This is a genomic window from Sporomusa intestinalis, from assembly GCF_055383785.1.
Genome location: NZ_AP042390.1, coordinates 5,091,196 through 5,106,441, shown reverse-complemented (window position 1 = coordinate 5,106,441; position 15,246 = coordinate 5,091,196). Strand labels below are relative to the sequence as shown.

At 55.0% G+C, this 15,246-nt stretch carries 12 protein-coding genes and 1 riboswitch; of the genes, 11 read left to right on the top strand and 1 reads right to left on the bottom strand.

Annotation, left to right across the window (positions count from 1 at the left end; translation table 11 throughout):
- Positions 1-62 precede the first annotated feature (62 nt).
- A complete protein-coding gene (gene fdhF / locus ACZ481_RS23735) occupies positions 63-2,747 on the bottom strand; it encodes a formate dehydrogenase subunit alpha (protein WP_464767812.1) in 2,685 nt (894 codons plus the stop codon).
- 454 nt (positions 2,748-3,201) lie between these two features.
- Here fdhF and ACZ481_RS23730 point away from each other — a divergent pair, with 454 nt between their 5' ends.
- From ACZ481_RS23730 to ACZ481_RS23680, 11 genes are all read left to right on the top strand, one after another.
- Positions 3,202-3,711 (top strand): HyaD/HybD family hydrogenase maturation endopeptidase, encoded by a 510-nt coding sequence (locus tag ACZ481_RS23730; protein WP_464767811.1) that lies wholly within the window; start codon positions 3,202-3,204, stop codon positions 3,709-3,711.
- 392 nt (positions 3,712-4,103) lie between these two features.
- Complete coding sequence (locus tag ACZ481_RS23725; protein ID WP_464767810.1) at positions 4,104-5,216, top strand: hydrogenase small subunit; 1,113 nt, start codon at positions 4,104-4,106, stop codon at positions 5,214-5,216.
- Positions 5,217-5,218: 2 nt separating this feature from the next.
- Positions 5,219-7,099 carry a nickel-dependent hydrogenase large subunit gene (locus ACZ481_RS23720; RefSeq protein WP_464767809.1) on the top strand — a complete coding sequence of 627 codons (1,881 nt, stop codon included), beginning with the start codon at positions 5,219-5,221 and terminating at the stop codon, positions 7,097-7,099.
- Between the two features lie 17 nt (positions 7,100-7,116).
- Positions 7,117-7,827 (top strand): Ni/Fe-hydrogenase, b-type cytochrome subunit, encoded by a 711-nt coding sequence (gene cybH, locus ACZ481_RS23715; RefSeq protein ID WP_464767808.1) that lies wholly within the window; start codon positions 7,117-7,119, stop codon positions 7,825-7,827.
- 94 nt (positions 7,828-7,921) lie between these two features.
- Positions 7,922-8,008: riboswitch (glycine riboswitch) on the top strand.
- Between the two features lie 223 nt (positions 8,009-8,231).
- Positions 8,232-9,329 (top strand): glycine cleavage system aminomethyltransferase GcvT, encoded by a 1,098-nt coding sequence (gene gcvT / locus ACZ481_RS23710; protein ID WP_464767807.1) that lies wholly within the window; start codon positions 8,232-8,234, stop codon positions 9,327-9,329.
- Positions 9,330-9,418: 89 nt separating this feature from the next.
- Positions 9,419-9,808: a glycine cleavage system protein GcvH gene (gene gcvH, locus ACZ481_RS23705; protein ID WP_464767806.1), complete on the top strand. Its 390-nt coding sequence runs from the start codon at positions 9,419-9,421 to the stop codon at positions 9,806-9,808.
- Between the two features lies 1 nt (position 9,809).
- Positions 9,810-11,156: an aminomethyl-transferring glycine dehydrogenase subunit GcvPA gene (gene gcvPA / locus ACZ481_RS23700; protein WP_464767805.1), complete on the top strand. Its 1,347-nt coding sequence runs from the start codon at positions 9,810-9,812 to the stop codon at positions 11,154-11,156.
- On the top strand, positions 11,153-12,610 hold the full coding sequence (gene gcvPB, locus ACZ481_RS23695) for an aminomethyl-transferring glycine dehydrogenase subunit GcvPB (RefSeq protein WP_464767804.1): 1,458 nt from the start codon (positions 11,153-11,155) through the stop codon (positions 12,608-12,610). The genes gcvPA and gcvPB overlap by 4 nt, the downstream gene beginning before the upstream one ends.
- On the top strand, positions 12,598-13,425 hold the full coding sequence (locus ACZ481_RS23690) for a radical SAM protein (protein ID WP_464767803.1): 828 nt from the start codon (positions 12,598-12,600) through the stop codon (positions 13,423-13,425). Before gcvPB ends, ACZ481_RS23690 begins: the two co-directional genes overlap by 13 nt.
- Positions 13,422-14,399, top strand: coding sequence for a radical SAM protein (locus tag ACZ481_RS23685; RefSeq protein ID WP_464767802.1), 978 nt, complete (start codon positions 13,422-13,424; stop codon positions 14,397-14,399). Before ACZ481_RS23690 ends, ACZ481_RS23685 begins: the two co-directional genes overlap by 4 nt.
- A gap of 8 nt (positions 14,400-14,407) precedes the next feature.
- Positions 14,408-15,238: a lipoate--protein ligase family protein gene (locus ACZ481_RS23680; RefSeq protein WP_464767801.1), complete on the top strand. Its 831-nt coding sequence runs from the start codon at positions 14,408-14,410 to the stop codon at positions 15,236-15,238.
- Positions 15,239-15,246: the final 8 nt, after the last annotated feature.

Below are 15,246 nucleotides of genomic sequence, written 5' to 3'. Positions count from 1 at the left end.
CCCAAGCGTTGCGCTTTTGGACGGCTTTTTTCTTCACCGCGTCAGCAATTATAAAATTTCAATCAACTGGCAGCCTTGGCAACCTTTACGGCACAGACCTTATATTCATAGGTTTTGGTTACTTTATCGTAGAAGCCGCTGGTGACCTGATTGGTCGGCGCGTTGACAAAATGGAAAGACATCCATATTCCGCCCGGCAATACATCAGTAGTTACCCAGGCTTTAGCTTGTACTGAACCCCGGCGGGAAGAAACCTTAATTATATCCTGGTTATTGATGCCCAGGCGCTGCGCGTCAGCAGGGTGGATCATAACCTGTTCCTCCGGGCGGAACTCGGTCAAATGTTTAGATTTGCCTGCTGTCGTAATATTATAGTGATACAAAATACGGCCGGTGGTAAGGACGAAGGGATATTCGGCATCAGGCTCCTCGCCGGGAAGCTGATGCTCGATCGCCTTAAATACGCCGGCGCCGCTGGTAAATTTACCGTCTTTGTGAAGATACTGACTGCCGGGGTGCTCCTTGCTTGGTACCGGCCACTGCAAGCCGTTTTCGTCAATCCGCTCAAACGAGAGGCCGGCAAACATGGGGCTTAAAGCGGCCATTTCATCCATAATCTCACTGGAATTGCTGTAGGCCATGGGATAACCCATTTTGGCTGACAGATCGCGGATAATCTGCCAGTCGGGGAGGCTGCTGCCAATGGGTTCTATGGCCTTGCGGACCCGTTGCACGCGGCGTTCACAATTGGTGAAGGTGCCATCCTTCTCAGCAAACGAGGCGCCGGGGAGGATAACATCAGCTAATTTACCGGTCTCGGTCATGAAGAGGTTCTGCACTACCAAAAATTCAAGATTGGCAAACCCTTTGTGCACATGGTTGGCATCGCCGTCTGTCAGTACCGGGTCTTCGCCCATGACATACATGGCCTTTAAAGTGCCCTCGACCGCAGCATCAATCATGTCAGGCAGCATCAGTCCGATTTTTCCCGACAACTTTACCCCCCAGGCTTTTTCAAACTTTTCCTGCATCTGAGGGTCATTAACCTTCTGATAGCCGGAATAAACATTCGGCAGCGCCCCCATGTCGCAGGAACCCTGTACATTGTTTTGACCACGCATTGGGTTTACGCCGGCATTAAGTTTACCAACATTGCCTGTCAGCATGGCTAAATTGGCCAGGCTCATTACATTGTCAGTGCCGCAGGTATGTTCGGTAATGCCCAGGGTGTAGAAGATCGCAGCCCGCTCCGCCGTGGCATAGATGCGGGCAGCTTCGCGCAGTAAATGCGCCGGTACTCCTGTTATATTTTGCACATATTCAGGGGTGTATTTTTCGACTACCTCTACCATTAAATCAAAGTCGACAGTGCAATTTTTAATGAATTCCAGGTCATGCCAGCCGGCTTTGAGGATGATATGCATCAGACCATTAATAAGCGCAATATCAGTACCTGGCCGCAGCTGCATAAAGACATCGGCTTTTCCTGCCAGCTCTATCTTCCGCGGGTCGGCAACAATCAGTTTTGCCCCCTTACGGAGGGCCTGACGCATTTTGGCAGCAATGACCGGATGGGCTTCTGTAGGATTGCCGCCAATTAAGAAGATTACTTTCGAGTCCGCAACCTCGCCAATTGAATTGGTCATGGCGCCCGAGCCGAAGGAGGCGGCCAGCCCTGCTACCGTGGGGGCGTGGCAGGTCCGGGCACAATGATCGACATTATTAGTGCCGATAACAGCCCGCATAAATTTCTGCATAATGTAGTTATCTTCATTAACACAGCGGGCAGAACTAATGGCAGCCAGGGCATCACTGCCATGTTTGTTTTTTATTTCACTAAATTTTGTCGCAATTAGCTCCAATGCTTCGTCCCACGTGGCCGCCACAAATTCTCCGTTTTTCTTTATCAGCGGCGTGGTCAACCGTTCGGGGCTGTGGATATAATCGATGCCAAAGCGGCCTTTTACACAAGTGAGCCGCCCGTTTACCACACTGGTCAGGTTGGAAGTAACGCCTATTACCCTGCCTTCTTTAACATTAAGGTCATAATTGCAGCCTACACCGCAGAAGGGACAGGTGGTCTTAACTTTTTTATCCGGCAGGCCTTCGTTGAACAGCGGTTTTTCCAGCAAGGCGCCTACCGGGCAGGCCGACACGCAGGTGCCGCAGAAAAAGCAATCGGTTTTGACTAAAGGATCATCAAAGGCAGGTGTGACTTTGGCAGTAAAGCCGCGATCCGTCCAATCCAGGATATTACAGCACTGCACTTCCTGGCAGACGCGCACGCAGCGGCCGCATAAAATACATTTGTTGTTATCTCTAATGATAAACGGATTGCTGTCATCAAGAGCATGCTGGCGTTTTTCTCCCGCAAAGCGCACTTCTTTTACGCCAAGCTGAGTAGACAGGGCTTGCAATTCACAATCGAGGTTGCGTTTGCAGGACAGACAATCCTGCGGATGATTGGCCAGGATCAGTTCCACAACACTGCGGCGGGCTTCAAAAATTGTGACCGAACTTGTGCGTACAACCATTCCTTCCGCAACCGGATACGTACAGGCTGTAACCAGGCCCCGGGCTCCTTCCACCTCAACAACACAGATACGGCAGGAGCCTTCAGGGGTTAAATCGGCCAGGTGGCACAAGGTAGGAATTTTGATGCCGGCTTGGCGGGCGGCATCAAGAACGGATGCCCCTTTGCCAGCCTGTACCGGCAAACCATCAATTATCAAATTAATTGTTTCCATAAATTTTTATCGCGCTCCTTTACATGAGTATTGCCTAGAAATCACTAAATCGTAAAATCTTAGGATAATACCAGCTTATAGATATAGAAAAAACTAATTAAAGAAATTGATATTTTCTATATCTTGCGGCATAGTTTGACTACTTATCATTTACCCTCCTTTTTTGATAAATTGACTTACCGTCTTTTCTTACTCTGATGGTGTAATGATATTAAATGCTGTTGCTGCAGTGTAAGGTTTGGAATATTAGCACGAATGTTCTTACAGTTAGTGTATATTATTATTTTATAGTAAAGATGCTTTCAGTTCAATTTAATTATTCTGAATGGTGTAATATTATTCAAAAAATATTGGCCTAATTAGACTTTACCGGTGAAATTTAGAGAAAAAATGTGGTGAAACTATAACAAGGGATATATATAAGATTACGACAGAGGCGGAAAGGGGATAACGAATGGAGCGGATCACCGTACTGGGAATAGGAAATATTCTTTTGCAGGATGAGGGATTCGGCGTCAGGGTAATAGAACAGCTTCGCGAGCGGTACTGCTTTCCGGCCCATGTTCAGGTTTTGGACGGCGGGACCCTTGGCCTGGGGTTAGTAAGATTTCTGGCCGGAACCGATAAACTAATGGTAATAGACGCTATTGACGGCGGCGGGGTGCCGGGTACTTTTTACCGCTTTGCCGGCAATGAGGCTAAACTGTATTGGCAAAATAAAGTGTCAATGCATGACCTGGGGCTTAAAGATGTGCTGGCTACGCTGGCGCTATTGGAACAGCCAGTCGGCGAGATAATAATTATGGGGGTTGAGCCGGCGACACTGGAAGTGGGGCTGGAGCTGTCGGCACCTGTCAGGGCCATGATCGACAGGGCGCTGTTGGAAATTATGGCCCAACTGGCGGTCTGGCAAGTGGCGGCGAGCGCAATGATAAAACCGGCCTATAGTAATCAGCATGTGTAACTCACAGATCAGCTTACGCGCTGTCCATACGTTTTCCAAGTTTGTTACAGCAATTGGCAGGAGTTTTTTCCGCCGTTGCTGTTTTTTTCTTGAAAAATGCTCAACAGCGTAAAAATGCTGAAATATGCAGGATTTTGTCATTGTTTAGAGAAATCACCTAAATATAGGAATATATTTCCTGATGGTTTTTGGGAAGCTGCCTAGTGTCTTGACCGGCTTGAAAATTTAGGTTAGGCTGGGAGATTTTTTTGTCCTGCAAGGCGGACGACCGCGCATATCGGACATATGTAGACGGTGACAACAGGGCAGGACAGGAAAAGATTCACAAGCTAGCCAACGTTTTAATCCGTTCAAGACCCTAATGCAAGGCTTAACATGAAGGAGGGAATTGCGTGCTTTATGACCAGTCATTATGGGATTTATTTCAAAAGAAGAAGATTTCACGGCGTAATTTCATCAAAACCTGCGTTGCCCTGACCGGGATGATGGGCTTGGCACCCACTGCTTTACCGGATGTTATTGCCCGGGCGGAACAACGGTCTTTAGTCCCGGTAATCTGGCTGCATGGTTTAGAATGTACAGGCTGCTCCGAATCATTTATCCGTTCCAAAGCACCGTTGGCTTCTGATGTCCTTTTAACAATGATCAGCCTGGAGTACAGCGACACCCTGTCGGCCGCTTCCGGGCTGGGAATAGAGCATCACCGGGAACAGGTAATGCAGGAGTTTGCCGGCAAGTTTCTGCTGGTGGTTGAAGGCGGCGTGCCGGTGGGCAGTGGCGGCAATTTCTGCACTGTCGGCGGTTTTCCTTATGTTGACGTACTGAAAGAGACGGCCAAACCGGCGGCTGCTGTTCTGGAATTTGGCTCCTGTGCTGCCTGGGGCGGGATTCAGGCGGCTAGACCTAACCCTTCGGACAGCCTGCCTGTAAGCCGGGTATTAGCCGATAAACCCATTGTTAAGATTCCGGGCTGTCCGCCTATTCCAGAGGTTATGACCGGCGTCATTATGCATTATACCCTGTTTGGCCAGCTGCCGCCGCTTGACCGCTTCGGCCGGCCGAAACAGTTTTTTGGCAACAGGATTCATGATACCTGCTACCGCCGGCCTTTTTTTGACTCCGGGATGTTTGCCGAGCGGCTGGACGACGCCGGCTCCAAGGCCGGCTGGTGTTTGTACAAGCTGGGCTGCCGCGGCCCTGTTACGTATAACTCCTGCGGCAATATGCGCTGGTGGCAGGGGTTGTCCTATCCGATTCAGGCCGGCTCACCCTGTATTGGCTGCAGTGACAACGGTTTTTGGGATAATGACCCGTTCTTCGAACGGCTGCCCAATGTAGCCACGCCTAACACCATCAGTAACGCCGACCAGATCGGGATGGCGGTCGCCGGGGCCACGGCAGCCGGGATTGCTGTCCATGCCGGGGCCAGCCTCTTGCGGCATAACCGGGCCGGCAAGCAGGATGAAAGGACCGGCCATGATCAGACAATCGGAGGTGGTGAGTAACTATGAAACGAATTGTCGTCGACCCGATTACACGGATTGAAGGGCATTTGCGCCTGGAGTTAATTATAGATGATAACGGCAGGGTGCAGGATGCTTTATCCAGCGGGACTGCCTGGCGGGGGATTGAGGTCGTGCTCAAGGACCGGGACCCGCGGGATGCCTGGGCATTTGCCGGCCGCATCTGCGGCGTGTGCACCTCAGAGCATTCCAATGCTTCCCTGCGGGCGGTTGAGGATGCGCTGGGGATTGAAATTCCTAAAAACGCCAATTACATACGGAACATTATGGCCGGAGCCATTATGGTTCATGACCACCTGGTCCATTTTTACCACCTCCATGCGCTCGACTGGGTTAGCCCTGTGGCCGCACTGCAGGCTGATCCTGCGGCTGCCGCCCAATTGCAGGATACGATTTTGGACAAATACCGGCTGAAAACAGACACCCCTGCCGTTCATGCCTTCAGCGCTTATCCGAAAGAGACACCCCGCGCCGGGGCCGCCTTTTTCCGGGATATGCAGAATAAAGTCAAAGACATTGTCGAGAGCGGCCGGCTGGGTATTTTTGCGGCTCACTGGTGGGAGCACCCCGATTATGAACTCTTACCGCCGGAGGTGCATCTGATCGGGATTGCCCATTACCTGGCCACCCTGGACAAGCAGGCCGATATTATGGTGCCCCAGGTTGTATTTGGCGGTAAAAACCCCCATCCCCATTATGCTGTGGGCGGGATGCCCTGTGCCATTTCCATGAACGACATGAATGCGCCCATTAACAGCAATCGCCTGGCGATGGTTGACACCAGTATCAATCTGACAGCTACCCTCGTGGATCAGTATTATATTGCCGATGTGCTGGCGATGGCCCATATATACTTGACGAAGGGACAGACCGGCGGGGGCGGGCTGGCCAAGCAGCGCGTGCTTGGCTACGGTGATTATCCTGATAACCCGTTTAAAGGCATTGGCGAATTTTATGACCGGATTTTATTGCGCTCCAACGGGGTGGTCGAAAATTTTGCCGGCGGTGTGCTTACGGCTACGGTGCATGAGCTTGGTGCAGCCGACCTGACCGCGGCCGGGATCATCACGGAAGCGGTCGACCATTCGTGGTACAAATATCCTGCCGGCAGCACGACTTTGCATCCCTGGCAGGGCGTATCGGCGGCGGACTTTCAGTTCACCGGCAAAAAGCAAGGCAATCAGTGGCTCGAATTGGATGAAAAGGGCAAATATTCGTGGGTCAAGACGCCGGCCTGGAAAGGCAAAACGGCTGAGGTTGGCCCGTTGGCCCGCTACATGATTATCTATACCAAGGTGAAGCAGGGCGTGATCCAGCCCAACTGGGTTGAGGCGATGATTGTGCAGCAAGTGGATGAAGCCTCCAGGATATTCGGGCTGGCACCTGAGGTTTGGCTGCCGACCACGGTGGGCCGGACGGTGGCCCGGGCTTTGGAAAGCCAGGTATGTGTTGCCCTGGAACGCCACTTTTTCAATAAGCTGGTCGAGAATATCCGTAATGGCGACACGACCGTAATGAATAATGAAAAATGGGAACCCGGCACCTGGCCCAAACTAACTCAGGGGGTGGGGGTGCACGAGGTGCCCCGCGGCTCGCTTGGCCATTGGGCGGTCATCGAAAATGGGCGCATAAAAAACTATCAGGCCGTAGTGCCGACTACCTGGAATGCCTGCCCCCGCACCGCTGATGGCCAGCAAGGCGCTTTTGAGCTGTCCATGATCGACACACCGGTTGCAATTGCCGACAAACCGCTGGAAATACTGCGTTCCATTCACTCCTTCGACCCTTGCCTGGCTTGCGCGGCCCATCTGTACAACCCTGACGGCCAGGAAGTGTCAGTCGTGCATACCGACCCTTATGTATAGGCCTGGAGGTGAGCAGCGTGTACGTTTATCGTGTATTAAGCCCCGGTCTGCGGTTTTTCCATTGGCTGATGGCAGCGTGTATGGCTGTTTTATTCTTAACCGGCCTCTACATTGGCAGTCCGGGATATATTGGCACTCAGGGGACTGAACCGACCTTCGCGGTAACCAATCTGTTTTCTATGGAAACCATGCGGTTTGTTCATTTTACAGCTGCTTTTGTTTTCAGCGGCGGGCTGCTGCTGCGGGTCTATCTGCTGTTTACCTACCCGGGAAACCGGCTGTTTCCTGATTTTCGCTCAGGCGATTATTGGCGGGGGCTGGGAGAAATGGCCGCGTATTATTCCTTTCTCCGCCCGCGGCATCGCCTTTATCTGCGGAATCCGCTGGCGGCGACTTCTTACCTGGCAGCATATCTGCTGATGGTTATCGAACTGATCACCGGGCTGGCCATGTACGCCATGATTAACCCTAATTCGCCTGTTGCTTATTTGGTTGCTCCGGTTAACGGCTGGCTTGGCAGTGAATATATGACCCATGTCGTCCATCATGTGATTGCCTGGTGTTTCTTTATTTTTGCCCTGGGCCATATTTACATGGTTTTTTATAACGATGTTGTCGAAAAAAGCGGTGAATTATCCTCGATTGTCTCAGGCTGCAAGCATTACTCCGAACCCCCGGTTGATGCGGCAGATGCTTTGCTGGATAAGAATGAAAGCAGACGGCTGTAATGGCTGGCCTTGCTGGCGGGAATAAGATGTAACTATTTGCGCATTGACAAAAATTAGTAAGGTTTGTTAAGATAAATACAATTAGATATATAGGATGAAGGTTATGGGAGAGACCGCGCAGGCGGCGCCGAAGGAGTAAGTGCTTTGTCAAACTCTCAGGCAGAAGGACTGTAACCGGACTATACTCTGGAGAGCACACCGCCAGGAATGGGGGTGTCACCGATGGGGAAGCCTGAAAAAGGCAAATCTCTCAGGTACAACGGACAGAGGCAAAGGGAACTATTCCTTTGCCTCTTTTTTATTTGTCGATTTTTAGCCTGTGGCCATTATAAAAAGAGAACGCGAATGGTAGCGGTGGAGTAGTTTTGTCTGACGACAACATATACCAAAAGGGAGATGAGGTTATGGCCGTACGGCAGACGCCACTGTATGAAGCTCATATCAGGTACGGTGGCAGGATCGTCGAATTTGGCGGCTGGTTGCTGCCTGTTCAGTATACGGGGATACTGGAGGAGCATAAGGCAGTCAGGGAAAGAGCCGGGTTATTTGATGTGTCCCATATGGGGGAGGTGTTGGTTAAGGGACCGGATGCGCTGGCCTTTCTGCAGAAATTAGTAACCAACGATGTGGCGCGCCTGGCCGATCATCAGGTCCAGTATACGCCGATGTGTTATTCCGATGGCGGCACGGTTGACGATTTGCTGATCTACAAACAGGGCGAAGGCGAGTATTTTCTGGTTATTAACGCCGCCAATATTGAAAAGGACTGGGCCTGGATGGAGGAGAACAGCACCGGTTTTCATGTGGAATTAAGCAACCTGTCGGCGGAAACGGCCGAACTGGCTTTGCAGGGGCCACTGGCAGAAGCCATCCTGAGTAAACTGACAGAGGCGGATTTGCAGCAGCTTGCCTACTATTGGTTTATACCTGAGGCAACTGTGGCCGGCCGGACGGTCATGATTTCCCGCACCGGCTATACCGGTGAAGACGGATTTGAGATTTACAGCCGGCCGGCAGATGCCGCTTATCTGTGGGAGGCGATTATGCAAGCCGGTGAGCCCTATGGCCTGCTCCCGGCCGGGCTGGGCTGCCGGGATACCCTGCGGTTTGAAGCGGCGCTGCCGCTTTATGGCCATGAATTAGCGCGGGATATTACCCCGCTGGAAGCCGGTATTGGCAAATTTGTAGCCTTTGATAAAGGCGAGTTTAACGGCCGGGACGCCCTGGCCGAGCAAAGGCGGCTTACGCCTCAGCGCCGGCTGGCCGGCTTTGTTCTGAACGGGCGTGGTGTAGCCAGGGCAGGGTATCCGGTTCTGTTTCAAGAGCAGCGGATTGGTACCGTAACCACCGGGTCTTATGCGCCGACACTCAATAAGAATATCGGCCTGGCTTTAATCGAGGCTGCCTATGCCGGTATCGGCCAGCAGCTTGCTGTGGAAATCCGTGGTAAAAACATAGTAGCCGCCGAAGTAATCGGCAAACCCTTTTACCGGCGTTCTTAATTGCTGGTATCAGGCGGAGCGCGGCAAGGAAATAGGGCGCAATCAATGCGGTTTTGCGTGTGTACATATAATATGGAGGGGGAAAAAAGATGAATATTCCAAAAGAGCTGAAATACTCCCGGGAACATGAATGGGTAAAGATTGAAGGCACCAGGGCCATTATCGGGGTTACCGATTTTGCCCAATCCCAGCTGGGCGACATCGTATTCGTGGAGCTGCCGGCAGTAGGAACCGCAGTGGCTGCCGGCAGCGGCCTGGCGGTGATCGAGTCGGTGAAAGCGGTGTCCGACATCTATGCACCGCTGGCCGGCAAGGTAGTCGAGATCAATGAACTACTGGCTGATGCGCCTGAGACCATTAATCAGGATGCGTACGGAACCGGCTGGATCGCTGTGTTGGCAATCGCCGACACGGCCCAGCCGGAGTCCCTGCTGGACAGTGAGGCCTACGAACAGTTATTGGCTGAGGAGGGTCACTAGCATGGCCTGGAGCTATTTGCCTCATACCGAAGCGGACCGGAAAGCCATGTTAACGGCTGTCGGCGTGGAAAATAGCGGGGCGCTGTTTGCTGATATTCCGGCAGAGCTGCGCTTGCAGCGGCCGCTAAACCTGCCGCCGGCGCTGGCTGAATCTGATCTGGCGAAGCATCTGGCCGCCCTGGCCGGAGCCAACGCCCATGCCGGTGAGAATATTTGCTTTCTCGGGGCTGGTGCCTATGACCACTATATACCAAGCGTGGTTGATCATATTTTACGCCGCTCCGAATTTTATACAGCCTATACCCCTTACCAGCCGGAGATTTCCCAGGGTTATTTACAGGCTTTATGGGAATATCAGTCCCTTATTGCTGAACTGACAGGCCTGGAGGTGGCTAATTCCTCCCTCTATGACGGCGGCACAGGCCTGGCTGAGGCCGCGATGGTGGCCGCCGGCGCCAATGGCCGTAAAGAGTTCCTGGTGGCCAGGACCGTGCATCCCCACTACCGGGCAATACTCGGCACCTACGCCCTGGACCGGGGTTATACGCTGACCGAGATCGGCTATGAGGACGGTAGCCTCGCTGCCGGCGAGTTGCAGGCTAAACTCGGGCCGGCAGTGGCGGCTGTTATTGTCCAGAGCCCCAACTTTTTTGGCTGCCTTGAGGACCTGGCGGCTGTAGCTGCTGCGGCCCATGCGCAGGGAGCATTCCTGATTGCGGCCGTTGATCCCATTTCGCTGGGGCTGCTGGAAGCACCGGGCAAGCTGGGGGTGGATATTGTTGTGGGTGAAGGGCAGAGCCTGGGCATTCCTCTGTCCTTCGGCGGTCCTTATCTGGGTTTTTTTGCGACGACGGAAAAGCTAATGCGCAAAATTCCCGGCCGGATTGTGGGCCAGACTGTGGACCAGGAGGGCAACCGGGGCTTTGTGCTTACCCTGCAGGCCCGGGAACAGCATATCCGCCGGGAAAAAGCAACCTCCAACATCTGCTCCAATGAAGCCTTATGCGCTTTAGCGGCTGCCGTGTACTTAAACACCATGGGCCAGGAGGGATTGCCGCAGATAGCGTCCTTGTCCCTGCAAAAGGCGCATTACGCCTATACGCAGTTGACCGGGATCAAAGGGGTTGAGCCCGTGTTCGGCGCCCCGTTCTTTAAAGAGTTCGCCGTTCGTCTGCCGCAACCGGTTGCCGCCGTGAATAAAAAGCTGTTGGCTGCCAATATCATCGGCGGCCTTGATTTGGGCAACTATTATCCGGAGCTGACAGGCTGCACCCTGCTGTGTGTGACGGAAAACCGGTCACGGCAGGAGATTGACCTGCTGGCAGCCAGACTGGAGGCAAGCATATGAGTAATCGAAAAGCGTCAGCACTGATCTTTGAAATCAGCAGAACCGGCCGCCGGGCGATTGACCTGCCTGACAGCGATGTGCCGCAGGCCGCGGTTGCCGATATGATTCCCGCCCGGTTTCTGAGAAAAAAACCGGCGGCTTTGCCGGAAGTCAGCCAGCAGGACCTTGTGCGCCATTATACAGGCCTGTCCAGGCGCAACTTCGGAGTGGATTCGGGCTTTTATCCATTAGGCTCCTGCACAATGAAATATAACCCGAAAATAAACGAGGATGCCTGCCGGCTGCCGGGCTTTGCCGCCATCCATCCGCTGCAGGCCCCGGAAACGGTGCAGGGGGCGCTGGAACTGCTCGGGAATATGGAAGCCTATCTGGCCGAGCTTGCCGGCATGGATGCCGTTACCACCCAGCCGGTGGCAGGCGCCCAGGGGGAACTGACAGGTCTTAAGCTCATACGGGCTTATCACCGGCACCGGGGGGAAAACCGGACCAAGGTGATTGTGCCCGATTCGGCCCATGGCACCAATCCCGCCTCAGCGGCGGTGGCCGGTCTGGAAATTGTGGAAATAAAGTCCAATGCCGACGGCTCTGTCAACCTGGAGGCTTTGCAAGCGGCCGTAGGTCCCGATACAGCCGCCCTCATGCTGACAAATCCCAGCACGCTGGGGCTGTTTGAGATCCATATCAAGGAAATTGCCAGGATCGTCCATGACGCGGGCGGGCTGCTGTATTATGACGGCGCCAACGCCAATGCCATTATGGGTATTGCCCGGCCCGGCGATATGGGTTTTGACGTCGTTCATTTAAATCTGCATAAAACCTTTAGCACGCCCCATGGCGGCGGCGGCCCCGGGTCCGGCCCGGTAGGCGTCAAACAGGCCCTGATTCCTTTTCTGCCGGTGCCGGTTATTGTCCGCGAGGCCGGTGCTTTCCGCCTGGAGGAGGAGCGCCCGCTGTCCATTGGCCGGCTGCATTCCTTCTATGGCAATTTCGGGGTGGTGGTCCGGGCTTATGCCTATATCCGGGCGATGGGACCGGCGGGGCTGAAACAGGCCAGCGAGGACGCGGTATTGAATGCAAACTATGTTCTTAGCCAGTTAAAAGAGGACTATCATGCCCCCTTTGCCCAGCTGTGCAAACATGAATGCATTATAACGTCCCGGAAACAGCGGGACTATGGCGTCCGTACCCTGGATATTGCCAAGCGGCTGCTGGACTATGGCTATCATCCGCCGACGATCTATTTCCCGCTGATTGTGGAGGAAGCGATCATGATTGAGCCTACCGAGACGGAAAGCAAGGAGACTCTGGACGGCTTTATTGCCGCTATGCGGCAGATTGCCCGGGATGCCCGGGAGGATGCGTCCCTGATTACCGGCGCTCCCCGGACAACGGTGGTAGGCCGTCTGGACGAGGCGGCGGCGGCCCGGAAACCGGTTGTAAAATGGAAAGGCTAGAGCGGCTGCCGGAGCGCAGCAGCATCTGTTTTGCTTATCCCCACAAAACCCGGCCGGTTAGTGTGACAGGGCCTGCCTGCGAACTGAACTGCGCCCATTGCGGGGGGCATTACCTGCGGCATATGCAGCCCCTGGCAGCAGCCGTTGCCGCCGATGACAGCCCCAGCTGGCTGGTCAGCGGCGGTTGCCGGGCCGACGGGTCAGTGCCGGTGGCGGAGCACCTTGCGCAACTGACGGCAGTGAAAAGCGGGCGGCGGTACAACCTGCATGTGGGCCTGGTGGGAGAGCCTGAAATTGATCAACTGGCCGCCGTCGCCGACTGCGTGTCCTTTGATTTTGTCATTGATGATGCCACAATCCGGGAAGTGTTTGGCAATGGCCGCCAGGGGGCGGACTATATCGCCTGCTACCAGTCCCTGCGCCGCAAGGTACGGGTAATGCCCCATATCTGCGCCGGCCTGAAAGGAGGCGAGATCAGCGGCGAGTACCAGGCGTTAGACCTTTTACAGACCTTAGGCGCCGAGGCGCTAACCTTCATTATTTTTGTGCCGACCCGGGGGACCCGGTTTGGCGACCGTAAGCCCCCCCGTATGGCCGAGGTTGCCCGGCTGCTGACCTATGCGCGGCTTAATTTCCCCGCTATCCCCTTGCATCTGGGCTGCATGCGGCCCGGCGGGCGCTACCGGGAGGAAATCGACAAGTGGGCTGTCCGCATCGGCTTTGACACTGTCGTTAATCCGGCGCCGGCGGCGGTGGCTCTGGCGAAAAGACTGGGCCTGACAATTTCCCGGGGAGAGGAGTGCTGTGTACTGTGAACCTGTGGAAACTGTCGGCAGGCACGGCCTGTGTGATCGGCAAAAAACACGCACAGGCTGATGTATTGCCGACAACTGCTTATATTATGCTGGGGTCTAAATGCCGGCATAACTGCCGGTTTTGCGCGCAGGCCCGCGGCAGTGCGGCCCGGGCCGATCTGCTGTCACGGGTTACCTGGCCCGAGCTGGCCGGCGCGGAGGCTGTTCAGGCCATTAGCGCCGCCTTTCAGGCTGGAAATCTGAAACGGGCCTGTCTGCAGGTCGTCGATAGCGAAGCCAGCTGGCCAACGGCGGCCAGGGCGGTGGAAGCTTTGACCCAGGCCAGCCCCATTCCGGTCTGTGTTGCCAGTGCCATCGACACGGTGGCGCAGGCCCGGGAGCTTGTCAGCCGGGGTGCAGAGCGGATTTGCATCGCCCTTGACGCGGCCACGCCGGCCATATTCCGTCAGGTGAAGGCGGGGCACTGGCAGCAGCGGTGGGAACTGTTGCAGCAGGTGGCCGCAGCTATACCGGGGCGGGCCAGTACCCATCTCATCGTTGGTCTGGGGGAAACGGAAGCGGAAATGATAAAGACGATAGAACTCTGTGTCAATAAAGGGATTGGGGTTGGCTTGTTTGCCTTTACGCCTGTGCGGGGCACCGCCTGGGCTGAGCGGCCGCCGCCGGCTGTCGGTCAATACCGGCGGGTGCAGATTGCTCATTTCCTGCTGCGGTCAGGCTATAGTCCGGACGTTTTCCGGTATCGGGCCGGGACTTTAACCGGCATCCATGTGCCCGCGGGCGAATTAAGGCAGCTGCTGCGGGCGGGGACGGCTTTTGAAACCAGCGGTTGTCCTGACTGTAACCGGCCATATTACAACGAACGGCCGGGAGGGACCATGTACAACTATCCCCGGCGGCTAAGCCGGGCCGAAGTGGAGCAGGCCATGGCGGAGAGCGGCATCCTGGCCGGACCGGCCGCGGCGGCGAGGTGACGGAGCCGATGAAATGGCGGGTTATTAACAGCGGGTTTGGCCCGGCAGCATGGAATATGGCGGTAGATGAGGCTATCCTGCACGCCCATGCCGGCGATGCTGTACCGCCGACAGTCCGGTTTTATGGCTGGCAGCCGGCCGCCATGAGTATCGGCTATTTTCAAAAAGCGGCCGCAGAAGTCAACCTGGAGCAATGCCGCCAGGCTGGGATTGCTGTTGTCCGCAGGCTTACCGGCGGCCGGGCGGTTCTCCATGCGGCGGAACTAACCTACAGTGTGGTGGTGCGGGCCGATGCTCCCCGGATTCCGGCTACTATTACCGCTTCTTATCACTATTTTAGTGCCGGTTTGCTGGCCGGACTGCAGGCGCTGGGCATTGAGGCCGGCCTGAGCATGCCCAGGGCCGCCTACAGCCAGGCCGGCCCCAGGCGCCGGCCGGCCTCGGCGGCCTGTTTTGACGCCCCCTCGCAGTATGAGCTGACTGTCTCGGGACGGAAGCTGGCGGGCAGCGCGCAGGTGCGCAAAGATGGGGTTATTCTGCAGCATGGATCCATTTTGCTGGCGTTTCAGCCGGAGCAGGTTGCGGCTTTGCTTAAGCTCCCGTCACCGGAGCAACAGAGCTCGGTGGCGGCCCTGCTGGCAAGCCGGGCCATCTCGGTGCAGGAAATACTGGGCCGGGAGGTGAGCTGGGATTCAGTTCGCCAGACAATGACCATAGCTTTTGCTACGGCGCTGGGGCTGACACTGGAACCGGGCCGTCTGAGTGCGCAGGAGCAGGCAGCGGCTGAAGAACTTGTCAGGACAAAATACGGCTGTGACAGTTGGAATCTGTTGCGGTAGCTTCAAAT